The organism is Streptomyces regalis (assembly GCF_001509475.1).
Taxonomy (GTDB): domain Bacteria; phylum Actinomycetota; class Actinomycetes; order Streptomycetales; family Streptomycetaceae; genus Streptomyces; species Streptomyces regalis.
Genome location: NZ_LLZG01000392.1, coordinates 23,161 through 45,089 on the forward strand (window position 1 = coordinate 23,161; position 21,929 = coordinate 45,089).

Here is a 21,929-nt window from a genome sequence, read left to right on the forward strand (position 1 = left end):
TTCCCCGCTCACGCACGAACATCAACTCGTGCCGACGGTACAGCCGGTGGCCGAAACACGTCACACCCTGTGGACAACTCCGCGGATGTGGAAAACCCGGCTCGGCGGCCCATCGGCTGTCGTTGGTGGCCTCAGCAGCCCTCGGGGCGCTCCCCGTCCGCCAGATACGTCTTCGCCCACCCGGCCAGCTCGGTCAGCGCGGGCTCCAGCGCGGCGCCTGCCTCCGTCAGCCGGTACACGACCCGCAGCGGCGGCCCCTCGTACACCTCGCGCACGACGAGTCCCGCGGCGACCAGCTCGGTGAGCCGGTCGGAGAGCATGCGCTCGCTGATACCGGGAATCGCCCGGCGCAGCGCGACGAAGTACGCGGGCCCCGCGGTCAGGACGGACACGATCGGGCCGGTCCAGCGCTTGCCGAGCAGTTGGAAGACGCGGGTGATGCCGTCGTCGACCCGCTTGCACGCCGCTACGTCGTGACTCCGCTCACCCGCCATGCCCTCAGGGTACTGCTATGCCGTACGGGGATGAAAAAAAGTAAGTGACTGTGTTATCCATAGTCGAGTACGAATTTTCAGTCCGCGCGGGCAGATCCCCGGCCGGGTCCGTCCGCTGCCGTCCCCTCCTGGAGACCCCCATGGCAACGCTCCTGCACATCGACTCCTCGGTCTTCCCCACCGACGCCTCCGCCTCCCGCACGGTCACCGACGCCTTCCGCCGCACCTGGCAGGAACAGCACCCCGAGGGCACGGTGATCCACCGCGACCTCGCCACGAACCCCGTGCCGCACATCTCCGCCCACGCCCACACCGCCGGCTTCTCCGATCCGGCCACGCACACCCCCGAGCAGGCCGCGGCCTTCGCCGAGCGGGTGCAGCTGATCGAGGAGCTGGAGCGTGCGGACGCGGTGCTGATCGGCGCACCGATGTACAACCTGACGATCCCGTCGACGCTGAAGGCCTGGCTGGACAACGTGGTCCTGTTCGGCCGTACGGCGGGCGACGCCCAGTCGGTCAAGGGCACCCCGGTCACCGTCATCGCGAGCCGCGGCGGCGCCTACGGTCCGGGCACGCCGCGCGAGGGCTACGAGTACGTGCAGAACTACCTGTCGGCGATCCTGGCCGACTTCCTCGGCACCGACCTCGGCTTCATCGTCCCGGAGCTCACGATGGCCCCGGTCAACCCGCAGATGGCCGACCTGGTCCCCCTCTTCGAGGCCTCCCGCGAGCGCGCCCTCGAGGAGGCGGCCACGAAGGCAAAGCAGCTCGCGCAGCGGCTCGCGGCGTAGCCGAGGCCCGCGGCCGGCGTGGCTCGGGTTCGCGGCGTGGCGCGGTCGGTGGCAGCACGCGCGCGCAGGGGCCCGCTCCAGCGGTGCGGGTTCCCAGGCGTCCCTGCGCGCGCGTGGCGGGGAGTTGGAAGCGCAGTCGGAGGTCGGAGTCGAAGTGGGCCACGACGCCTCACCGAGCGCCGTCGACTCCCCGCACCGACACACCGGTCGAGTATCCCGGCCGGTTCCCCGGCGGATCCCCCGCCGCGTACTGCCCCACCGACGGCAGGCACAGCGCCACGACCAGCCCGACCACCGCCGGCACGGTGACCCGCGCCAGATACGCGCCCCGGCACTCCGCCACTGCCCAGTGACGGCCGCCTCGACGCTCCAGCACCCCCCAGGGATGCGCACCCCGCCCCTCACCCACGCCCGACACCCGCCCCCACCAACCGCCCGACCCGACGAGCAGCCGCCACCAGCTCCGTACGCCGGAACCAGGCGGCCAGAACCAGCGGATAGACCAGGTACCCGAACCGCGTCGCCGGGATCAGGCACATCGCCAGCCCCAACCCGAGCGCCAACCGGTCCGCCGCCGCGACGACGGTCCGGGGCGGACGTACCGCCAACGACACCGCCACGCCGACGGCGGCGGCCGCGAGGGCTGCCATGGCGAGGACGGAACCGCCGGGGACGTACGTGGCCAGCAGGTACCCCGGCAGCGGGCTGGCCGCGGGCGAGTGCACCCCGCCCTCACCGAGCGGGAAGAGCACCACGTGCTCGACGAAGGCATGCGGGTCGGCCAGGGCCGCCGGCACCACCGCCACCGCGGCCCCCAGCACGGCGACCACACCGGCCCGCACCGCCGCCCGCCGCCCCGCCGTCACCGCGAGCAGCACCAGCCCCACCGGCAGCAGCGGCCAAGCCGTCCACTTCAGCGCGGCCGCGGCCCCCATCGCCAGCCCCGCCGCCGTACCGGACCCGCCCCGGCCGGCGAGCGCCAGCCCCAGGCACATCAGCCCGATCACCGGAAGGTCGACCCCACCGACGGCCAGCGGCAGCGCCACGGCCGGGAAGGCCGCGAGGACAAGCACCGCGGCGCCCGCCCCCGAACCCCCGCCCATCCCGAGGGAGTTGCGCCCGGAGCGCCGAGCGGCGACGAGCATGCTCGCCAGGAACGCCGCGCAGAACCACACCCGGGCGTCCGCGAGCGGTGTGCCGCCGAACAGCGCGTGGGGTATCCCGAACAGCGCCATGCCGGGCAGGTAGGGGTTGTAGTCGTCGACGCCGGCCGGATGCGGCAGGTACGGGCTGCCGGAGTGCAGCAGCAGGCCGCCCGACTGCTCGACGACACGCACCTCCGACTGTGCGGCACCCGCGACGATCATGAACGCCAGCGGGACCACGACCGATCCGAGCAGCGCGGCGACCGCACTGCGCCCGCTCCAGGGCCGCGGCGCCCGGCGGGCGAACTCCGCCGCGACGCCGTATCCGACGGCGGCACAGGCCCCCCAGATCCGGTGCGGTGTGAGGGTCGTGACCAGGGCCAGCGACAGCGCGAAGCCCGCGCATCCGAGCCAGAACAGCACGTCCCGGCGCACACGGGGAGCTCTGCCGGACGGCTTACGGCTGCCCTGGAGGAGCGCCTTCCGTACGGGGGCGGGAGCCGGGACGGGCACGGGCACGGGCACGGAACCGCCGGGCCTTACTCCGGCTACGAAGGAGAGTGACTCGGGTGGCATCGGCGGGCTCCTGGGGAAGGGGAGCTCCAATCTCGCGCCGAGGCCCCAGCGGCCACCTCGGCCGAACGGCCACCGTTCACCACCCTCGCGCCAGGCAGCTCAGCCGAAAGACCGACCGAACGACCCCAGACACCTCACCGGCACAATCACCGCATGCATCTGATCTCTGTCGTCCTCGTCGCCCTCATGGCGCTGCTGCACGCCTACATCCTGGTCCTGGAAATGTTCCTGTGGCAGCGCGGCCCGGGCCGCCGCTTCTCCGGCTTCGACGCCGAGATGGCCCGTTCCACCGCGGCACTGGCGGCCAACCAGGGCCTCTACAACGGCTTCCTGGCCGCGGGCCTGGTCTGGGGCCTCATCGCCGACGACCCGACCGGTTACCGCGTCCAGATCTTCTTCCTGTCCTGCATCATCGTCGCGGGCGTCTACGGCGCGGCCACCGCCAACCGCCGCATCCTCTTCGCCCAGGCCCTGCCCGCCGCCGTGACCCTCGCCACGGTCATCGCCGCCGGCTGAGTCCCGCGCCGTGACCTGAGAGCTTCATCACAGGTCACGGCCGCCGAGGAGGCCGTACCGAAGCACAACGCGGCGAACGCGACACAACACAACAGAAAAGGCGGCATCGTGATCGATGCCGCCTCTTCGAGAGTGCGCGAGGGGGGAGTTGAACCCCCACGCCCTTGCGGGCACTGGAACCTGAATCCAGCGCGTCTGCCTATTCCGCCACCCGCGCATTGGGTGTGTCCTCGGGCTTCTTCCCTTGCGGTCCGGCGCCTTCCGACACGCAGAACATTAGCACGCCGACCAGGGTGAGTTCACATCCCTTACCCCTGGGCAGCCGCCCTGCAGCCGCCCACCAGCACCGTCGGCGCTCCCCCCGACGGCACCGACCGAGCCGCGGTGCCCTCCGTTCCGTATCAACGAGTATCTGTTCACGTATCAACCTCGTACCGGTACCACGTATCTCCCCAGGAGCCGGTCGGGGTCCACAGTCAGGTGCGGGACACTGGTCTTCGGCCGCCTCTACGATCCATGGCAGGACTATGGGCCTGAGGAGTTCGAAGCAGAGCTCCACAGGGAACTTCGAGGGCGTCGACACCCGTCGACCGGGCCGACAGGGGGAACCAGCCGATTTACCGGCGCGTGGATACGATCAGTAAGCAGTACCAGGTAAAGCAGTGCCCGCCCCGCGGGATGCAGGACGAAGCAGGCGACGGAGGAGGTGCCCCATGGGAGTCCTGAAGAAGTTCGAGCAGCGTCTCGAAGGTCTGGTCAACGGCACCTTCGCCAAGGTGTTCAAGTCCGAGGTCCAACCCGTGGAGATCGCGGGAGCGCTCCAGCGCGAGTGCGACAACAACGCGACCATCTGGAACCGCGACCGTACGGTCGTCCCCAACGACTTCATCGTGGAGCTGAGCGCGCCGGACTTCGAGCGCCTGAGCCCCTACTCCGGCCAGCTCGGCGACGAGCTCGCCGGCATGGTCCGCGACTACGCCAAGCAGCAGCGCTACACCTTCATGGGCCCGATCAAGGTCAACCTGGAGAAGGCCGACGACCTCGACACCGGCCTGTACCGCGTGCGCAGCCGTACGCTCGCCGGCTCCACCGACCAGCAGGGCGGCGGCCGACAGGCTCCCGCGCCCGCCGCCCCGGCCGGGCGGCCCGGCGGCGCCCCGGGCGGCTACGGCTACCCGCCGGCCGCCGCACCCACAGGCGCCCCGCCCATGCCGGCCGCGCCGCCCCCCGGCGGCCGCCCCGGCGGTTACGGCTACCCGCAGCCCGCGGGCGGCCAGCGCCCCGCGGCCCCCGCAGCCGGCGGACGCACCCGCTACTGGATCGAGATCAACGGCACCCGCCATCAGATCTCCCGCCCGACGCTGGTGCTGGGCCGCAGCACCGAAGCCGACGTGCGGATCGACGACCCCGGCGTCTCCCGCCGGCACTGTGAGATCCGGACCGGAACGCCCTCGACGATCCAGGATCTCGGGTCCACCAACGGCATCGTGGTGGACGGGCAGCACACCACCCGCGCTACGCTCCGCGACGGCTCGCGGATCGTCGTGGGCAGCACCACCATCATTTACCGGCAAGCCGAAGGGTGAAGCGGGGGCAATGTCAGAGCTGACCCTCACGGTCATGCGGCTGGGTTTCCTGGCCGTACTGTGGCTGTTCGTGATCGTGGCCGTGCAGGTCATCCGCAGCGACCTGTTCGGTACGCGCGTCACCCAGCGCGGCTCCAGGCGCGAGGCCGGCCGGCCGCAGCAGGCCGCCCGGCAGGCGGCAGCGCCTCCGCAGCAGCGCGGCCAGCAGGGCGGCGGCCGCCAGCGCCGTAACGCCCCCACCAAGCTGGTCGTGTCCGAGGGCACCCTGACCGGCACCACCGTCGCGCTCCAGGCCCAGACCATCACCCTGGGCCGGGCGCACGACAGCACCATCGTGCTGGACGACGACTACGCCTCCAGCCGGCATGCCAGGATCTACCCGGACCGCGACGGCCAGTGGATCGTCGAGGACCTGGGCTCCACCAACGGCACGTACCTCGACCGAACGCGGCTGACGACCCCCACACCGATTCCGCTGGGCGCGCCGATCCGCATCGGCAAGACCGTCATCGAGCTGCGGAAGTAGTACGACAATGAGCGAGCGGAGCGAGCACGCAGCGGAGGACCGCACGACGGGCCCCGGCGCGCTCCCGACCGGAGGGTGGGCACCGTGCGGATGTACCCGGAGCCGACGGGCGAGGTGCGCATGAGTCTGTCACTGCGCTTCGCCGCCGGATCGCACAAAGGCATGATCCGGGAGGGCAACGAGGACTCCGGATACGCCGGACCCCGCCTGCTCGCCATCGCCGACGGCATGGGCGGCGCCGCCGCCGGCGAGGTCGCCTCCTCGGAGGCCATCTCGACGATCGTCGCCCTCGACGACGACATCCCCGGCTCGGACATCCTCACCTCGCTCGGCACCGCCGTACAGCGCGCCAACGACCAGCTGCGCGCGATGGTCGAGGAGGACCCCCAGCTCGAGGGCATGGGGACAACCCTGACGGCCCTGCTGTGGACCGGACAGCGGCTCGGCCTCGTCCACGTCGGCGACTCGCGCGCCTACCTGCTGCGCGACGGCGTCCTCACCCAGATCACGCAGGACCACACCTGGGTGCAGCGCCTCGTCGACGAGGGACGCATCACCGAGGAGGAAGCCACCACCCACCCGCAGCGCTCCCTGCTGATGCGCGCGCTGGGCAGCGGCGACCACGTCGATCCCGACCTGTCCATCCGCGAAGTCCGCGCCGGCGACCGGTACTTGATCTGCTCCGACGGCCTGTCCGGGGTGGTGTCCCACCAGACCCTGGAGGACACCCTCGCCAGCTACCAGGGCCCCCAGGAGACCGTGCAGCAGCTGATCGAGCTCGCGCTGCGTGGCGGCGGCCCCGACAACATCACCGTGATCATCGCCGACGTCCTCGACCTGGACACCGGCGACACCCTCGCCGGGCAGCTGTCCGACACCCCGGTCGTGGTCGGCGCCGTCGCCGAGAACCAGAACCACCTGCACGACAACGGCATCATGCAGACCCCCGCCGGACGGGCCTCCGGGCTCGGCCGCCAGGTCCCCGGACAGGGCGGCGGAGGCGGCGAGTTCGGCCCGCCCGGCTCCGGCGACACCACCGGCTACATCCCGGCGGGCAGCTTCGGCGACTACACCGACGACGACTTCGTCAAGCCGCGCACGGGCCGCAAGTGGCTGAAGAGATCCTTCTACATCGCCCTCGCGCTCGGCGTGATCGGCGGCGGCCTGTACGGCGGCTGGCGCTGGACGCAGACGCAGTACTACGTCGGCGCCAACGAGGAACACGTCGCCCTGTACCGGGGGATCAGCCAGGACCTGGCCTGGGTCTCGCTCTCGAAGGTGGAGAAGGACCACCCCGAGATCGAACTCAAGTACCTGCCGCCGTACCAGAAGAAGCTGGTCGAGGCGACCATCGCCGAGGGCGGCCTGAAGGACGCCCAGGCGAAGATCGACGAGCTCGCCCTGCAGGCCTCGGCGTGCCAGAAGCGGGCCGAGCAGCAGGCCGCCGCGAGCGAGAAGAACTCCAGGACGGGCGAAGGCGAGGCCGGAGGCACCACGGGAACCACCCGTACCTCTCTTACGTCCAAGGCGACACCGACGCCGAATCCGTCGGCCACCGACTCCCCGAAACCGTCCACCTCCCCGACACCGACTGCGACGCCAAACCCCGGCCCCACTCTCTCGGAGGAAGAGCAGAAGGTCGTCTCGAACTGCGGTACGCAGTAGGCAAGCCGTGAGAGGCCCCGTCACACGATGAGCAGTACTACGAACTCGCCGACGCATCACACGTCCACGATCGGCGCCATCGGCGCGCCGAGCAGGCGCAACACCGAGCTCGCCCTGCTGGTGTTCGCGGTCGTCATCCCGGTGTTCGCCTACGCCAACGTGGGGTTGGCGATCAATGACGAGGTACCGGCCGGCCTGCTGAGCTACGGAATCGGCCTCGGCCTCCTGGCCGGCATCGGCCACCTCGCCGTACGCAAGTTCGCGCCGTACGCGGACCCGCTGCTGCTGCCTCTGGCGACGCTGTTGAACGGGCTGGGGCTCGTGGCGATCTGGCGGCTGGACCAGTCGAAGCTGCTGCAGTCGCTGCCCACCTACATCACGGCCGCGCCCCGACAACTGCTGTACACCGCGCTCGGCATCGCGCTGTTCGTCGTCGTGCTGATCTTCCTCAAGGACCACCGTGTCCTGCAGCGCTACACATACATCTCCATGTTCGTCGCTCTCGTGCTGCTCCTGCTGCCCCTGGTGCCCGGACTCGGGGCCGACGTCTTCGGCGCCAAGATCTGGATCCGCGTCCCCGGCCTCGGCTCCGTCCAGCCCGGAGAGTTCGCGAAGATCGTCCTCGCCGTCTTCTTCGCCGGCTACCTGATGGTCAAGCGCGACGCCCTCGCCCTCGCCAGCCGCCGCTTCATGGGCCTGTACCTCCCCCGCGGCCGCGACCTCGGCCCGATCCTCGTCGTCTGGGCGATGTCGATCCTGATCCTGATCTTCGAGACCGACCTCGGTACGTCGCTGCTGTTCTTCGGAATGTTCGTCATCATGCTGTACGTCGCCACCGAGCGGACCAGCTGGATCGTCTTCGGTCTGCTGATGTCCGCGGTCGGCGCCGTCGGCGTGGCGTCCTTCGAGTCGCACATCCAGCAGCGCGTCGACGCCTGGCTCGACCCGATGCGCGAGTACACGCTCAGCCAGCAGGGCGTCTGGGGCCACTCCGAGCAGGCCATGCAGGCCCTGTGGGCCTTCGGCTCCGGTGGCACCCTCGGCACCGGCTGGGGGCAGGGCCACTCCGAGCTCATCCGGTTCGCCGCCAACTCCGACTTCATCCTCGCCACCTTCGGCGAGGAGCTCGGCCTGGCCGGCGTCATGGCGCTTCTGCTGCTGTACGCGCTCATCGTGGAACGCGGCGTGCGCACCGCACTCGCCGCCCGCGACCCCTTCGGCAAGCTCCTCGCCATCGGCCTCTCCGGCGCCTTCGCGCTCCAGGTCTTCGTCGTGGCCGGCGGTGTCATGGGCCTCATCCCGCTGACCGGTATGACCATGCCGTTCCTGGCCTACGGCGGTTCCTCGGTGCTCGCCAACTGGGCCCTCATCGGCATCCTGATGCGCATCAGCGACACCGCCCGCCGCCCGGCACCCGCCCCTGCCCCCAACCCCGACGCCGAGATGACCCAGGTGGTCCGCCCGTCATGAACAAGCCCCTGCGCCGGATCGCCATCTTCTGCGGCTTCCTGATCCTCACCCTGCTGATCCGGGACAACTGGCTCCAGTACGTCAAGGCCGACAGCCTCAAAGAGGACCCCAAGAACCGCCGCGTCCTCATCGCCCGCTACGCCATCCCCCGCGGCGACATAATCGTCGGCGGCAACCCGATCACCGGGCACGCGGAAACCACGTCGGGCGACTTCAAGTTCAAGCGCACGTACAAGGACGGCGCCATGTGGGCGCCCGTCACCGGCTTCGTCTCGCAGGCCTACGGCGCCAACCAGCTGGAATCCATCGAGGACGGCATCCTCAGCGGCACCGACGACCGGCTCTTCTTCCGCAACACCCTCGACATGATCACGGGTAAGGACAAAGAGGGCGGCAACGTCGTCACGACCCTCAACGCCGCCGCGCAGAAAGCCGCGTACGCCGGCCTGAAGAAGCAGGGCGGCAAGGGCGCCGTCGCCGCCATCGAGCCGTCCACCGGCAAGATCCTGGCGCTGGCCTCCTTCCCGTCGTACGACCCCTCCACGATCGCCGGCGGCAGCACCTCCGACGAAGAGGCCTGGAAGAAGCTCCAGAAGAAGAACAACCCCGACGACCCGATGCTCAACCGGGCGCTGCGCGAGGTCTACCCGCCCGGCTCCACCTTCAAGGTCGTCACCGCTGCCGCGGCGCTGGAGGACGGGCTGTACAAGACCGCGGACGAGAAGACGAACTCGCCGGACCCGTGGGTCATGAAGGGCACCACCACCAAGCTGCCGAACGAGGGCAACATCCCCTGCGAGAACGCGACGCTGCGGGTCGCCCTCCAGTGGTCCTGCAACACCGTCTTCGGCAAGATCGGCTCCGACCTCGGCAACGACAAGATGCTGGAGGAGGCCAAGAAGTTCGGCTTCACCGAGGAGCAGTTCACGCCGGTCCGCACCAGCGCGTCAGTCTTCTCCGACGACATGAACCCCTCGCAGACCGCGCTGTCCTCCATCGGCCAGTTCAACACCGCCGCCACCCCCCTGCAGATGGCCATGGTCGCCTCGGCCGTCGCCAACGACGGCACGCTGATGAAGCCGTACATGGTCGACGAGGTCCAGACGCACAACCTCGACCCCCTCGAGAAGACCACCCCCGAGGAGATGAGCAAGCCGCTGTCGGCGGAGAACGCCCAGATCCTGCAGTCGATGATGGAGACGGTCGTCGAGGACGGCACCGGCAAGAAGGCTCAGATCGAGGGCGCCAAGGTGGGCGGCAAGACCGGTACGGCCCAGCACGGTGTCGAGAACAGCGAGAACCCGTACGCGTGGTTCATCTCCTACGCCAAGCTCGACGACGGCAGCTCGCCGGTCGCCGTGGCCGTGGTGATCGAGGACGACGAGGCGGTCCGCGACGACATCTCCGGCGGCGGCCTCGCGGCCCCCATCGCCAAGAGCGTCATGGAGGCGGTCATCGACAGTAAGAAGTGACCCCGCTCACGTCCCCTTCACATTGGTGCACGTTGCGATACCGGTCCTGTATCGGGTTACGGGCTTGGCCAGGTCACACAAGATGAGCCGGGTACGGTATGCCCGGACGGCACACCGACGCACCCACAAGGGTGACGGCGGGACCGACGGAGAGGGCTGGTAGGTAGCTATGGAAGAGCCGCGTCGCCTCGGCGGCCGGTACGAACTGGGCCAGGTGCTCGGTCGTGGTGGCATGGCGGAGGTCTACCTCGCGCATGACACACGCCTCGGCCGCACCGTGGCGGTGAAGACGCTGCGCGCGGACCTCGCGCGCGACCCGTCCTTCCAGGCCCGGTTCCGCCGGGAGGCCCAGTCGGCCGCCTCGCTCAACCATCCCGCGATCGTGGCGGTCTACGACACGGGCGAGGACTACATCGACAACGTGTCGATCCCGTACATCGTCATGGAGTACGTGGACGGCTCGACACTGCGTGAGCTGCTCCACTCCGGCCGCAAGCTGCTGCCGGAGCGCGCCATGGAGATGACCATCGGCATCCTCCAGGGCCTCGAGTACGCCCACCGCAGCGGCATCGTCCACCGCGACATCAAGCCCGCGAACGTCATGCTGACGCGCAACGGCCAGGTCAAGGTGATGGACTTCGGCATCGCCCGCGCCATGGGCGACTCCGGCATGACGATGACCCAGACCGCGGCCGTCATCGGCACCGCCCAGTACCTCTCACCGGAACAGGCCAAGGGCGAGCAGGTGGATGCTCGCTCGGACCTGTACTCGACCGGCTGTCTGCTCTACGAGCTCCTGACGGTCCGCCCGCCGTTCGTCGGCGACTCCCCGGTCGCCGTCGCGTACCAGCACGTACGTGAAGAGGCGCAGGCCCCGTCCGTCTTCGACCCCGAGATCACGCCCGAGATGGACGCGATCGTGTTGAAGGCTCTGGTCAAGGACCCCAACTACCGCTACCAGTCGGCCGACGAGATGCGCGCCGACATCGAGGCCTGCCTCGACGGGCAGCCGGTGGCGGCGACCGCGGCCATGGGCTCCGTCGGCTACGGCGGCTACCCCGACGACCAGCCGACCACGGCCCTGCGCACCGCGGACGCCGGCGCCACGTCGATGCTGCCGCCCATGAACCCCGACGACGGCGGCTACGGCTACGACGACCGCATCGACCGGCGCCGCCAGAAGAAGTCCAACACCTCGACGATCCTGCTGGTCGTCGCGGCTGTGCTGGTCCTCGTGGGCGCGATCCTCATCGGCAAGTGGGTGTTCGACGGGAATAAGGCGAGCAACAGCCAGGTGCCTGTTCCAAGCCTCATCGGCGAGACCGAGAACAGCGCGAAGGAACTGCTCGGCAACGTCGACCTCAAGCTGGGGACGGTCACGCCGAAGGAGTGCGCGAACCAGCCCAAGGGCCAGATCTGCGAGCAGGACCCTGCTGCAAAGACCAAGGTCGACAAGAACTCCAAGGTCAACATCGTGGTGTCGACCGGTGCGCCGAAGGTGAGTGTGCCGGATGTCACGGGCCTGACCTTCGACAAGGCGAAGGCCCAGCTCGAGGACAAGGGCTTCACCGTCGAGCAGAAGACCGAAGAGTCCGACCGGACTCCAGGCATCGTCATCAGACAAAACCCAGACGGTGACACAGAGCGGGAGAAGGGCTCGACGATCACCCTCACGGTCGCCAAGGAGAAGGCTCAGTCGACCGTCCCGGACGTCGCCGACAAGTCCTGCGAGGACGCGAAGGCCCAGATGTCGGCCAACGAGTTGGTCGGCACCTGCGTCGAGGTGGAGACCCAGGACCCCAACAAGGTCGGCAAGGTCATCGACACCGACCCGGCGATCGGCTCCCAGGTCGAGAAGAACTCGCCGGTGCAGATCCGGATCGGCAAGGCCGCCGAGCAGGAGCAGGTGGCGGTGCCGACCGTGACCCAGCTGACGGTCAAGGACGCCAGGAAGGCCCTCGAGGGCGTCGGCCTGACGGTGGGCAACGTCCAGGGCTCCACGAACGACCAGGCCATCGTCTTCCAGCAGGACCCGCAGCCGAACACCCCGGTCGCCAAGGGCACACCGGTCAACCTGGTCGCGTTCGATCAGGGCGGCAACAACAACGGCGGCGACGACGACGGCCAGATCTTCGGCGGCGTGACCGGAACGGCGGCCCGCACGGAGGACTGACCCGGCATACATGGTTGAGCCCCGGCACCCTGAGCAGGGTGCCGGGGCTCAACCATGTCCGCTGCGGTGTCCAGAGGTTGGCCGGACACTCGTTCCTTCGTCGATCGTGTCTTCACATTTCATGACTCGTTGATCCGGTGGGGTGGGGAGTCAGAGCTCTGCCCCGGCCATACGGCCACACCGCGACCGGAAGGGCAGAACGTGATCGACCAATCGGCACTGCTGGAGTCGAAGAGCCTGCGCGACAGCGTGCTGGAACGAACCGACGTGCTCGACAAGGTGAAGGCGCTGTCACTGCTGCCGGACGGGATGCATGTGACGACGGCGATGGTGGCGGCGTACTTCGGCGTCACCGCCGAGGCGATCCGGCAGCTCAAGGCACGCCACCGCGAAGAGCTGTCGTGCAGTGGAATGGTGACGCTTCAGGGCCCTGAGCTCGCAGAATTCAAGCGTGACGTCTTGTCACGCTTTCCCGGAGGTTATCCACAGCCCCGGGCGAGCCTCACTCTCTACTCACGCCGCGCCGTCCTGAACATCGCCATGCTCCTCCGCGACAGCGAGGTCGCGCGTCAGGTGCGCACGTACTTGCTCGACATGGAGTACCTGGTCCGCACACAGCCTGTGGAAAACCCAGCCCCCGCCGACGTCGCATCCCTCGACGACCGCATCGACCAGCGCATCACCCACATCCTCGGCAAGACCGTGGTCCCCATGTTCAACGCTTTGATCGCCACCGCCGGCGAACACCGCCGCGAACTCATCGACCTCCGCGACGACGTCCAGAACGTCGAACGCAAGCTGTGCTGGCACCACCGGCGGATCAGCACCCTGGAAGAGGACGCCCCGAGGGACCAGGTCAGGGCCTCCATCGCGGCCATGACCTGGCAGGCGTTCGAGCGTCATGTCGCCGACCTGCTGCGCCGGGACGGCTGCACGGACGTCGTCGTACGGCAGGCCCGCAGCGACCGGGGCATCGACGTCACCGGGCGCACGGCCGACGGACGCAGCGTGGCCGTCCAGTGCAAGAACCGGGCAGGTCGCTCGTCCGTCCCCAGCGCTGACATGCAGAAGTTCGCCGGAGCAACGCGCGCGATCGGCCAGGTCGATATCGCACTCTTCGTCGCCACCTGCAACTTCAGCAGCGAAGCACAAGCGATCGCCGATCTGAGCGGAGTCATCACCGTCAACCGCGACGAGCTGGAGGCATGGAGCGCAGGAGTGCGTCTCAAAGCCCTGCGATAGGCATCGCATGCGAAAAGCCCGAAGCCGCAAAAGGAAGTTGCGGCTTCGGGCTTCCGCCATGTTAGGTGACTGCCCCCCCTCAAAGAGGGTCAGTCACGTCAGCGCAACTCCTCCGGCAACGTCCGCTCCTCATCCACCTTCTCCACCCGCTCCAGCTCCCCCCACACCACATACCGGTACCGGCTCGTGTACACCGGCGTGCACGTCGTCAGCGTGATGTAGCGGCCCGCCTTCGTCTTGCCCGACTCCTTCGGGACGGCGGAGAGGACCTTGACGTTGTACTTCGAGGTCTCGGGGAGGACGGCGTAGACCTTGTAGACGTACCACTTGTCCTTCGTCTCGAAGACGATCGGATCGCCCTTTTCGAGCTTGTGGATGTTGTGGAACTTCGCGCCATGACCGTCCCGGTGGGCCGCGAGGGAGAAGTTGCCCTTCTTGCCCGAGGTCGGAAGAGCCGCCTTGACCGGGTCGGTGTAGTAGCCGGCGACGCCGTCGTTGAGGATCTTCGACGTCGTGCCCTTCTCGACCAAGATCTCACCCTTGGTCATCGCGGGCACGTGGAGGAAGCCGATGCCGTTCTTGGCGTCGTACTCGGCGGGACGGCCGGAGTCCTCGTCCTGCTGGGCCCAGATGTCACGGACCTTGTCGGCCTGTTTGTCCGCCGCACGGTCGGCGACGACGTTCGTCCACCACAGGGAGTAGACGACGAACAGGCCCAGCACCAGGCCCGCCGTGATGAGGAGTTCCCCGAACACGCTGACCGCCATAGCGATCCGCCCCATGCCGCGGCGGCGAGCCGGGGGGCGCCGTGACGCGGGGGCGGCCGTGTGCTCTTCCGTGCCCTCGGTGGTCGATGCCACTTTTCATCTGCCCTTAACTGACGAGCGCATCCGGCTTGCCCTTGCTGCGCGGCCGTTCCTCGACCATCTTGCCCCAGACGATCAACCGGTACTTGCTGGTGAACTCCGGCGTGCATGTGGTGAGCGTGATGTAGCGGCCCGCCTTGGTGAAACCCGAGTCCCGCGGAACCGGATCAAGCACGCTCACATTGCTCGGCGACGTCACCGGCAGGATCGACGCCATCTTGTACACGAAGTACTTGTCCTGCGTCTCCACGACGATCTCATCACCCGGCGTGAGCCGGTTGATGTACCGGAACGGTTCGCCGTGAGTATTGCGATGCCCGGCCAGCCCGAAGTTGCCGGTCTTGGCGTCCGGCATCGCCGTCTTCAGCTTGCCCTCGCCGTAGTGACCGACCATGCCCCGGTCGAGCACCTTCTTGTTGCTGACGCCCTCCGCGATCGGGACGACGACGTCCAGCTTCGGGATGTGGAGAATGGCGAAGCCCTGCCCCGGCTCGAAGGACCCCGGAGCGCGCTTGCCGCTCGCCCAGTCGTCCTGGAGGCTGCTCGCCTCCTTGTCCGCCTGCGCATGCGCCCGGACGTTCGTCCACCACAGCTGGTAGCTCACGAACAGCAGCATCAGCACACCGGTAGTGATGAACACCTCACCGATCGCCCGGCTGGCAAGGACGGCCGGGCTGGGCTTGCGCGCGCGAGCCTGCCTACGGGCCTCCACGCGCGAGAGGGGGGCCTGAGAGGCCTCCGAGTCACTCTCGGCGGAATCGACGGCTTCGGACTCCGGACGGGAGCCCCCATGACGCCCGTGACGCCCCTTGGCGGCCCTTCTGCGGGCCGCACGGCCGCCCGTTGGGGTTCCTGTGGCTGAGGAGGCGGAGGAGGCGGGAGAAGCCAATGTGGACTGGTCGGCGGGCGGATCGGGTATCCGCAGCGCTACGGTCTCGTCGTCGGGTGGCGGTATGTACGGTTCTGCGGACGGCTCTACATACGGTTCCGCGTACGGCTCTTGGGCCGCCGCAGCCCCCTCGCTGCCGTAACCGTCAACGCCGTAACCCTCGCTGCCGTAACCCTCAGCGCCCGCGGCGCCCTGCCCCTGAGCGACGTACCCCTCCCCGCCGTACCACTCCCCGAGCGCACCGGACTCCTCGTACGGCTGCTGCCCGTACGAGGTGCCCTGATCGCCGACGCCGCTGTAGGAATCCGTGAAGGACTCCCCGTACGCGGCACCGGACTCGCGCTCGGGGCGCAGCGCGGTCACGCCCTGGCCCTGCCCACCACCGGGGCGAGCCCCGCCGACCTCGCCACCGCACCCTGGTCGCCGCACTCCACCAGCCAGTTGGCCAGCATCCGGTGCCCGTGCTCGGTCAGCACCGATTCCGGGTGGAACTGCACGCCCTCGACGGGGAGTTCACGGTGGCGCAGACCCATGATGATGCCGTCGTGCGTCCGAGCCGTGACCTCCAGCTCGGCCGGCACCGTCTCCGGCTCCGCCGCCAGGGAGTGGTAACGGGTCGCGGTGAAGGGCGTCGGCAGGCCCGCGAAAACGCCCCTGCCCTCGTGCTCGACCAGCGAGGTCTTGCCGTGCAGCAGCTCCGGCGCACGGTCCACCACACCGCCGTACGCCACCTGCATCGACTGCATGCCGAGACAGACACCGAAGACCGGCACCCCCGTCGAGGCACAGTGCCGCACCATCTCGATGCAGACCCCCGCCTCCTCCGGCGTACCCGGGCCCGGCGACAGCAGCACGCCGTCGAAGCCGTCCTGGGCATGCGCCGTCGACACCTCGTCGTTGCGCAGCACCTCGCACTCGGCACCCAGCTGGTACAGGTACTGGACCAGGTTGAAGACGAAGCTGTCGTAGTTGTCCACGACGAGAATGCGCGCGCTCACTGGCCCTCCACCGTCACATCACCGAAGGGAAGCAGTGGCTCGGCCCACGGAAAGACGTAGTTGAACAGGACGTAGACAACGGCCACGACCAGAGCGAGCGAGATCAGCGCCCTCACCCACGCATTCCCCGGCAGATGCCGCCAGATCCAGCCGTACATGCCGTCCCTTCCGTCGCACCACGGCACCAGACTCACGCCGTACAGCCAACAGACTAACGGCGCAACGCCTCCGGTTTCCCGGCCTCCACAGGCTGTGCGGAGTCCAGATGCGCCCACACGATCAGCCGGTGACTGTGCCCCCACTCCGGATCACACGTGGTCAGGGTCAGATAGCGGCCCTCGCGCGTATACCCCGACTTACGTGGCACAGGGTCGATCACCTCAACGTCCGAGGGGAGGGTTTTGTAGGGGCCTTTGTCGATCCGATACGTGAACCAGGTCGTTCCGTCCGTCAGCACCACCGCGTCGCCGCGGCGCAGCCTGGGGAAGTCCTTGAAGGGATCGCCGTACGTACGCCGGTGGCCGGCCACCGAGAAGTTGCCCTTCTGACCGAGCTGGGCGGTGTTCGCGTAGTGGCCGAGCCCCTTCTTCAGCGTCTTGGTGGCGGTGCCTTCGAGAACCGGCTTGTTCCACGTGAAACCAAGGCGCGGGATGTACATGATCGCGAAAGGCCTGTCCACGGTGTACGGGGCAGGCTTCGGCGGACTCGCCTGCGAGCTCTCACTCGGACTCGCGGTGCCGCCGGGTGCCGCGGGCGTCGGGCGTACCGCCCCGTGCGCCCACTGCTCCTGTAACTGATCGATCTGGTCGTCCATGACGCTGTCGGCCTTCACGCCGGTCCAGAACAGCACATAGACGACAAAAAGAACGATCACCGTACCGACGGTGATACACAGCTCGCTGACGGTCCTGACGACGACACGCACCGGCAGCTCCAGAGAAGGCTCACTCCACGGGCTTGGCGTACTGCAGATCCACTGTGCCCGAGTAGCCCGGCAGAGTCACCGTCCCGTCCTCGGTGACTTTCCAGCCGAGACCGTAGACATTGACGTACACCATGTAGTTCTGGATCGCCCGCGAAGCCGCCAGCGCCTTCTGCATCTTCTCCGGATCGCCAACCGCTGTGATCTTGTACGGCGGTGAGTAGACCCGGCCCTGGAGGATCAGCGTGTTGCCCACGCAACGGACCGCGCTCGTGGAGATCAGCCGCTGATCCATGACCTTGATGCCCTTGGCGCCGCTCTGCCACAGCGCGTTGACGACGGCCTGGAGGTCCTGCTGATGGATGACCAGGTAGTCCGGCTGCGGCTCGGGGTAACCGGGGAGCTTGGCGGTGGCGTCCGGCGGGGCGTCGTTGAGCGTGACCGTGATCGCCTCGCCCGTCAGCCTCTGCGTACCCGCGCTCTGCTCCAGCGCCGCCAGCTTGTCGTCCTCGGCCTTGGTACTGCCGTCGTCCCGCTCAGCCAGCGCCTCCACGTCGTCACGCAGGGCAGCGTTGGACTCGTTGAGCTCACCGTTCCCGTGACTGCGCTCCTGAATCAGGTCCGAAAGCTTCAGGAGCGAGGCATCCGTACGGATATTAGTGCCCTTGGCCGTATTGAAACTGGTAAAGAAAATGAGCCCCGCCAGAGCGAAGACAGCCGCAGTCAGCACCCGCACCGGCCGAAAGCGGCCGCGGACAGGGCTGGATCCTGACCCGGGGGAGTCGGCAGAATTGCTCAACGTACCCTTATCTCCTTCGGCGCCGCGGAAGCACTACGCTAACGGACGCCCGGGGGAGCAATCAGAGTCCCCTTGTACGCTGCCCCGAGCCAGCCACAGTTCCCTGCGCGGCCACGCAGCGCATCGACAGGAGAGACCCTCGTGCCGAAGTCACGTATCCGCAAGAAGGCCGACTACACGCCGCCGCCGTCCAAGCAGGCGACCGCCATCAAGTTGAACAGCCGCGCCTGGGTCGCACCCGTGATGCTGGCCATGTTCTTGATCGGCCTCGCCTGGATCGTCGTCTTCTACGTGACCGACGGTTCGCTACCCCTCGACGCGCTGGGCAACTGGAACATCGTGGTGGGCTTCGGCTTCATCGCCGCCGGGTTCGGCGTCTCCACACAGTGGAAGTAGCGGTCGCAGCGGCAGCCGAAGCGGCAGTCGAAGCGACGGCCACTTCGTGGTGAACACACCTGTGCCCAGGGCTATCCGCTGAGTTATCCACAGCCGTTTTCCACAGTGTTGAAAAAGAAAAGACGATCTGTGGATAACTCATCGGCCGTTGACGCCGGTGTGACGGAACTACCGGTCAACCACTCCGGACCGAAAACTTGTTCGCCCCCTGCCTGACCTGCGAAAACACTGGTCAGTGACAGGGGGCACAGTTGTTCCCGCACGGTATGCACAAGATCCGCCACCCGCTGTGGACAACAGCTGGCTCACGTGGATAAAGGCCCTGCTCAGGTGAGCTGCAGCGTCCTCAACGCGGTCATCAGGACGACGGCGGCCACTACCACCGCGCACGTGCCGTACTGGACCAGCGTTCGACGCTGACGCGGGGCGTGGACCATGGCGTAGCCGATGACGACGCCGGCGACGAGGCCGCCGATGTGGGCCTGCCAGGCGATGTTGTTCCAGCCGAAGGTGAGGATCAGGTTGATCGCCAGCAGGGCCATGATCGGCCGCATGTCGTACTGGAGGCGACGCATGAGGACGGCAGTGGCGCCGAAGAGGCCGAAGATGGCGCCGGAGGCGCCGAGCGAGGCGCTGCTCGGGGCGGCCAGGAGGTAGGTGAGGGCGCTGCCCGCGAGGCCGGAGCAGAAGTAGAGCGCGAGGTAGCGGGCGCGGCCGAGGGCGGCTTCGAGGGGGCCGCCGAGCCACCACAGGCTGAGCATGTTGAAGGCGATGTGCCAGATGGCCTCGTGCGTGAACATCGAGGTCACGAGGCGCCACCACTCGCCTTGGGTGACGCCCTCGGTGGGGTTGAAGGGGGCGGGGGGCCAGGTGCCGATGAGGACGAGGTCGTTCAGGAGTGTGGTGCTGGTCTGGACGGCGATGAAGACCGCGAGGTTGATCCCGATGAGGATCTTGGTGAGGAGGCGGGGGTCGGCGGTGACGGTGCCGCCGGCGATGGTGCGGGGGCGGGCGGCGCCCGGGGCGTGTCCGGTGCCGGAGCCGCCGCGGACGCAGTCGGGGCATTGGAAGCCGACGGAGGCGCTGACCATGCAGTCAGGGCAGATCGGGCGGTCGCAGCGGGTGCAGCGGACGCCGGTCTCGCGGTCCGGGTGGCGGTAGCAGAAGGGCAGGCTCTGCGCGTCCTGCGGGCTGCCTGCCGGCTGGTCCATGCGGTCCCCTAGGTCGTCGTGCGCGATGCACGTCCTCAATGCACCGCCCCGCTCATCCTTACGGACGAGCGGGGCGTTTGGTTCCCTGGGGGAGGTGTCGGACTCAGCCTTCGCGGGTCTCGACGAGGACCGACTCGATGACGACGTCGTTGACGGGGCGGTCGGTGCGCGGGTTGGTCTGGGTGGTCGCGATGGCGTCGATGACCTTCTGGCTGGCGGGGTCGGTGACCTCGCCGAAGATGGTGTGCTTGCGGTTCAGCCAGGTCGTCGGGGAGACGGTGATGAAGAACTGCGAGCCGTTGGTGCCCGGGCCGGCGTTGGCCATGGCGAGCAGGTAGGGCTTGTCGAAGCGGAGGTCGGGGTGGAACTCGTCCTGGAACTGGTAGCCGGGGCCGCCGGTGCCGTTGCCGAGCGGGTCGCCGCCCTGGATCATGAAGCCGCTGATGACGCGGTGGAAGACCGTGCCGTCGTAGAGCTTGGCGGTGGACTTCTCACCGGTGGTGGGGTTCGTCCACTCACGCTCGCCCTTGGCGAGCTCGACGAAGTTCTTGACCGTGATCGGCGCGTGGTTCGGGAAGAGCCGGACCTGGATGTCGCCGTGGTTGGTCTTCAGGGTGGCGTAAAGCTGCTCGGCCACGATCTGCCTTCCGTTGTCTTCCTGTGACCCCCCGATCCTCGCACGGCCGGGGAGTCGCGTCGCCCGCCGCTTGTTCATCGGCACGCAACGGGGGCGATCCCTTGCAGAAAACTGCTCGACTGGTCACGGGACAGGGCGCGCTGCGCGGGGATCCGTGGCATTGTCGACGACAAGCTCCCGTTGCCCCGTATTGATCCGCTATTGCGCTTGATCTACTCCATCCGCACCCATATGCCTGCCTTCACATGCTGTGGAGCGGTCGGGGAGGCATGATCCGTAAAAGGGTGGAGAGTCGAAATACCGTACGCCACCGAGGAGGAGGATCCCGTGACCCGCATCGACAGCGTGCGCGCCGCGACCGGCTCGGCGAAGGACAGCGTGCTGCACGCCGCGGAAGTGGTGGCGCCCTACGCCGACACTGCCAAGGACAGGGCCGCGCACTACGCACACGAGGCACGCGTACGGCTCGCGCCGAAGGTGTCGCAGGCCACCGAGCAGGCCCGCGCGCAAGCCCTGCTGCAGTACGGCGCGCATGTCGCGCCGCGTCTGGAGCAGGCCCGTGCGCATGTGCCGACGAAGGTCGACCTGGCCGCTCATGAGGCGGCCGTCCGTACGCGCAAGGCGGCCCGGCAGGCCGCCGACTATTCCCGGCCGAGGATCGAGCAGGCGGTGGCCGCGGCCGGGCCCGTCAGGGGCGAGGCCGCTGCGCGCGGTGCGGCCGCGCTGGCCGCGCTGCGCGGTCAGGTCTCGCCGAAGGAGATCGAGAAGCTGGTCCGCAGGCATCAGCGGCGTGCCAAGGCCGGCCGTGCCGCGAGGGTGCTGGCGGTGGTCGGTGCTCTCGCAGGTGGTGCCTTCGCCGCCTGGAAGTGGTGGGACAAGCAGGCCAACCCGGACTGGCTGGTCGAGCCCCCTGCCGCGACCGAGGTACCCGCGTCGAACGGTCTCACCTCTGTGGACGGTTCCGGCCAGTCCGTTCTTGATCCTGAGGTCCAGGCGAAGGAGGCCGAGGAGGAGGCTGCCCGGCGCGACGAGGGCCGGTGACGTGTAGGCCGGTGACGGTCGGCATGTCGAACTGCGCCGTGGGGCGGGGGACTTGAGGGTCCCCCGCCCCACGGCGATGTTTCACGTGGAACATCGGCTGGGCTCAGGGGAAGGCCGGTCTGTTTTGCGGGGAACGGCGTGCGGGGTCGTGGGTTCGGGGGCGTGACGGCAGGGGGTCGAGCTTGTGGCTGCGCTGCGGAGTGTCCTGGACTGCCGGGACGGGTGTGGCGAGGGCGCGTATGCGGTCGGTGAAGTCGGGGTCGGGGAGGGGGAGGTCCAGGTCGTCGTCGACGTAGGCGACGGCGGCGGGGATGTAGTGCAGGACGGCGTTGACCGGGTCGGGGACGGGCGAGGTGTCGGGCTTGAGGGCGCGCAGGACGCGCAGGGTGGTGCTGATCTCGTCCTCGGGCTCGGGGCTTGAGTCGTCGATGCGGATGGTGGCGTCGACCACGGGGGTGTTCTGGTGGTGGGGGTTCTCGCCCTGGGGGTGCCCACCCTGGGGGTCGTCGTCCTG

22 protein-coding genes, 1 tRNA gene and 1 pseudogene are annotated in these 21,929 nt (G+C 68.5%); 11 read left to right on the forward strand and 13 right to left on the reverse strand.

What is annotated here, in order from left to right:
* Positions 1 to 131 precede the first annotated feature (131 nt).
* On the reverse strand, positions 132 to 494 hold the full coding sequence (locus ADL12_RS41250) for a winged helix-turn-helix transcriptional regulator (protein WP_062713108.1): 363 nt from the start codon (positions 492 to 494) through the stop codon (positions 132 to 134).
* Between the two features lie 140 nt (positions 495 to 634).
* Here ADL12_RS41250 and ADL12_RS41255 point away from each other — a divergent pair, with 140 nt between their 5' ends.
* Complete coding sequence (locus tag ADL12_RS41255) at positions 635 to 1,285, forward strand: FMN-dependent NADH-azoreductase (protein ID WP_062713110.1); 651 nt, start codon at positions 635 to 637, stop codon at positions 1,283 to 1,285.
* A gap of 169 nt (positions 1,286 to 1,454) precedes the next feature.
* Here the strand turns inward: ADL12_RS41255 and ADL12_RS54590 are convergent, their stop codons facing one another.
* Positions 1,455 to 1,661, reverse strand: a complete 207-nt coding sequence (locus ADL12_RS54590) for a hypothetical protein (RefSeq protein WP_159053457.1) — start codon at positions 1,659 to 1,661, stop codon at positions 1,455 to 1,457.
* A 25-nt stretch (positions 1,662 to 1,686) separates the two neighbouring features.
* The gene (locus tag ADL12_RS41260; RefSeq protein WP_079052552.1) at positions 1,687 to 3,006 is read right to left on the reverse strand and encodes a glycosyltransferase 87 family protein; all 1,320 of its coding nucleotides are present in this window, start codon (positions 3,004 to 3,006) and stop codon (positions 1,687 to 1,689) included.
* 153 nt (positions 3,007 to 3,159) lie between these two features.
* Here ADL12_RS41260 and ADL12_RS41265 point away from each other — a divergent pair, with 153 nt between their 5' ends.
* The gene (locus ADL12_RS41265) at positions 3,160 to 3,522 is read left to right on the forward strand and encodes a DUF1304 domain-containing protein (protein ID WP_062713112.1); all 363 of its coding nucleotides are present in this window, start codon (positions 3,160 to 3,162) and stop codon (positions 3,520 to 3,522) included.
* A gap of 133 nt (positions 3,523 to 3,655) precedes the next feature.
* On the opposite strand, the gene ADL12_RS41270 is transcribed toward ADL12_RS41265, so the two are convergent.
* A tRNA-Leu gene (locus tag ADL12_RS41270) sits at positions 3,656 to 3,739 on the reverse strand.
* A gap of 496 nt (positions 3,740 to 4,235) precedes the next feature.
* On the opposite strand from ADL12_RS41270, the gene ADL12_RS41275 reads away from it, so the two are divergent.
* The 7 genes from ADL12_RS41275 to ADL12_RS41305 all read left to right on the forward strand — a co-directional run bounded on the left by ADL12_RS41275 (position 4,236) and on the right by ADL12_RS41305 (position 13,656).
* Positions 4,236 to 5,108 (forward strand): FhaA domain-containing protein, encoded by an 873-nt coding sequence (locus ADL12_RS41275; RefSeq protein ID WP_062713114.1) that lies wholly within the window; start codon positions 4,236 to 4,238, stop codon positions 5,106 to 5,108.
* A gap of 10 nt (positions 5,109 to 5,118) precedes the next feature.
* Positions 5,119 to 5,634 (forward strand): FHA domain-containing protein FhaB/FipA, encoded by a 516-nt coding sequence (locus ADL12_RS41280; RefSeq protein ID WP_062713116.1) that lies wholly within the window; start codon positions 5,119 to 5,121, stop codon positions 5,632 to 5,634.
* Positions 5,635 to 5,724: 90 nt separating this feature from the next.
* Complete coding sequence (locus ADL12_RS41285; RefSeq protein ID WP_062713117.1) at positions 5,725 to 7,299, forward strand: Stp1/IreP family PP2C-type Ser/Thr phosphatase; 1,575 nt, start codon at positions 5,725 to 5,727, stop codon at positions 7,297 to 7,299.
* Between the two features lie 27 nt (positions 7,300 to 7,326).
* Positions 7,327 to 8,769: an FtsW/RodA/SpoVE family cell cycle protein gene (locus tag ADL12_RS41290; RefSeq protein ID WP_062713118.1), complete on the forward strand. Its 1,443-nt coding sequence runs from the start codon at positions 7,327 to 7,329 to the stop codon at positions 8,767 to 8,769.
* On the forward strand, positions 8,766 to 10,241 hold the full coding sequence (locus ADL12_RS41295; RefSeq protein ID WP_062713119.1) for a peptidoglycan D,D-transpeptidase FtsI family protein: 1,476 nt from the start codon (positions 8,766 to 8,768) through the stop codon (positions 10,239 to 10,241). The genes ADL12_RS41290 and ADL12_RS41295 overlap by 4 nt, the downstream gene beginning before the upstream one ends.
* Positions 10,242 to 10,410: 169 nt before the next feature.
* A complete protein-coding gene (pknB, locus tag ADL12_RS41300) occupies positions 10,411 to 12,414 on the forward strand; it encodes a Stk1 family PASTA domain-containing Ser/Thr kinase (protein ID WP_062713120.1) in 2,004 nt (667 codons plus the stop codon).
* Between the two features lie 201 nt (positions 12,415 to 12,615).
* Complete coding sequence (locus ADL12_RS41305; RefSeq protein ID WP_062713121.1) at positions 12,616 to 13,656, forward strand: restriction endonuclease; 1,041 nt, start codon at positions 12,616 to 12,618, stop codon at positions 13,654 to 13,656.
* A gap of 98 nt (positions 13,657 to 13,754) precedes the next feature.
* On the opposite strand, the gene ADL12_RS41310 is transcribed toward ADL12_RS41305, so the two are convergent.
* Genes ADL12_RS41310 through ADL12_RS41330 form a run of 6 tightly spaced genes read right to left on the reverse strand, consistent with a single transcriptional unit; the run spans position 13,755 to position 18,130 of the window.
* On the reverse strand, positions 13,755 to 14,516 hold the full coding sequence (locus ADL12_RS41310; RefSeq protein ID WP_062713122.1) for a class E sortase: 762 nt from the start codon (positions 14,514 to 14,516) through the stop codon (positions 13,755 to 13,757).
* Between the two features lie 13 nt (positions 14,517 to 14,529).
* Positions 14,530 to 15,774, reverse strand: a complete 1,245-nt coding sequence (locus ADL12_RS41315; RefSeq protein ID WP_062713124.1) for a class E sortase — start codon at positions 15,772 to 15,774, stop codon at positions 14,530 to 14,532.
* Positions 15,771 to 16,409, reverse strand: coding sequence for an aminodeoxychorismate/anthranilate synthase component II (locus ADL12_RS41320; protein WP_062713126.1), 639 nt, complete (start codon positions 16,407 to 16,409; stop codon positions 15,771 to 15,773). The genes ADL12_RS41315 and ADL12_RS41320 overlap by 4 nt, the downstream gene beginning before the upstream one ends.
* Complete coding sequence (locus ADL12_RS53460; protein ID WP_167364469.1) at positions 16,406 to 16,603, reverse strand: hypothetical protein; 198 nt, start codon at positions 16,601 to 16,603, stop codon at positions 16,406 to 16,408. The genes ADL12_RS41320 and ADL12_RS53460 overlap by 4 nt, the downstream gene beginning before the upstream one ends.
* A gap of 17 nt (positions 16,604 to 16,620) precedes the next feature.
* A complete protein-coding gene (locus ADL12_RS41325) occupies positions 16,621 to 17,334 on the reverse strand; it encodes a class E sortase (RefSeq protein ID WP_062713128.1) in 714 nt (237 codons plus the stop codon).
* A gap of 19 nt (positions 17,335 to 17,353) precedes the next feature.
* A complete protein-coding gene (locus tag ADL12_RS41330; RefSeq protein WP_079052553.1) occupies positions 17,354 to 18,130 on the reverse strand; it encodes a DUF881 domain-containing protein in 777 nt (258 codons plus the stop codon).
* A 141-nt stretch (positions 18,131 to 18,271) separates the two neighbouring features.
* Between ADL12_RS41330 and crgA the strand changes: the two genes are divergently transcribed.
* Complete coding sequence (crgA, locus tag ADL12_RS41335) at positions 18,272 to 18,526, forward strand: cell division protein CrgA (protein WP_062713132.1); 255 nt, start codon at positions 18,272 to 18,274, stop codon at positions 18,524 to 18,526.
* A 326-nt stretch (positions 18,527 to 18,852) separates the two neighbouring features.
* On the opposite strand, the gene ADL12_RS41340 is transcribed toward crgA, so the two are convergent.
* Positions 18,853 to 19,737, reverse strand: a complete 885-nt coding sequence (locus tag ADL12_RS41340; protein WP_062713135.1) for a rhomboid family intramembrane serine protease — start codon at positions 19,735 to 19,737, stop codon at positions 18,853 to 18,855.
* A gap of 103 nt (positions 19,738 to 19,840) precedes the next feature.
* Positions 19,841 to 20,374 (reverse strand): peptidylprolyl isomerase, encoded by a 534-nt coding sequence (locus ADL12_RS41345; RefSeq protein ID WP_062713137.1) that lies wholly within the window; start codon positions 20,372 to 20,374, stop codon positions 19,841 to 19,843.
* 327 nt (positions 20,375 to 20,701) lie between these two features.
* Here ADL12_RS41345 and ADL12_RS41350 point away from each other — a divergent pair, with 327 nt between their 5' ends.
* The gene (locus tag ADL12_RS41350) at positions 20,702 to 21,415 is read left to right on the forward strand and encodes a DUF5324 family protein (RefSeq protein WP_062713139.1); all 714 of its coding nucleotides are present in this window, start codon (positions 20,702 to 20,704) and stop codon (positions 21,413 to 21,415) included.
* 103 nt (positions 21,416 to 21,518) lie between these two features.
* On the opposite strand, the pseudogene ADL12_RS41355 reads toward ADL12_RS41350, so the two are convergent.
* Positions 21,519 to 21,929, reverse strand: a pseudogene (locus ADL12_RS41355) (hypothetical protein); the annotation flags it as partial.

Excerpts from the sequence above, each read along its gene's own strand:
- ADL12_RS41250 (WP_062713108.1), bottom strand. The coding sequence starts at position 494 with ATGGCGGGTGAGCGGAGTCACGACGTAGCGGCGTGCAAGCGGGTCGAC.
- ADL12_RS41255 (WP_062713110.1), top strand. The coding sequence starts at position 635 with ATGGCAACGCTCCTGCACATCGACTCCTCGGTCTTCCCCACCGACGCC.
- ADL12_RS41260 (WP_079052552.1), bottom strand. The coding sequence starts at position 3,006 with ATGCCACCCGAGTCACTCTCCTTCGTAGCCGGAGTAAGGCCCGGCGGT.
- ADL12_RS41265 (WP_062713112.1), top strand. The coding sequence starts at position 3,160 with ATGCATCTGATCTCTGTCGTCCTCGTCGCCCTCATGGCGCTGCTGCAC.
- ADL12_RS41275 (WP_062713114.1), top strand. The coding sequence starts at position 4,236 with ATGGGAGTCCTGAAGAAGTTCGAGCAGCGTCTCGAAGGTCTGGTCAAC.
- ADL12_RS41280 (WP_062713116.1), top strand. The coding sequence starts at position 5,119 with ATGTCAGAGCTGACCCTCACGGTCATGCGGCTGGGTTTCCTGGCCGTA.
- ADL12_RS41285 (WP_062713117.1), top strand. The coding sequence starts at position 5,725 with ATGTACCCGGAGCCGACGGGCGAGGTGCGCATGAGTCTGTCACTGCGC.
- ADL12_RS41290 (WP_062713118.1), top strand. The coding sequence starts at position 7,327 with ATGAGCAGTACTACGAACTCGCCGACGCATCACACGTCCACGATCGGC.
- ADL12_RS41295 (WP_062713119.1), top strand. The coding sequence starts at position 8,766 with ATGAACAAGCCCCTGCGCCGGATCGCCATCTTCTGCGGCTTCCTGATC.
- pknB (WP_062713120.1), top strand. The coding sequence starts at position 10,411 with ATGGAAGAGCCGCGTCGCCTCGGCGGCCGGTACGAACTGGGCCAGGTG.
- ADL12_RS41340 (WP_062713135.1), bottom strand. The coding sequence starts at position 19,737 with ATGGACCAGCCGGCAGGCAGCCCGCAGGACGCGCAGAGCCTGCCCTTC.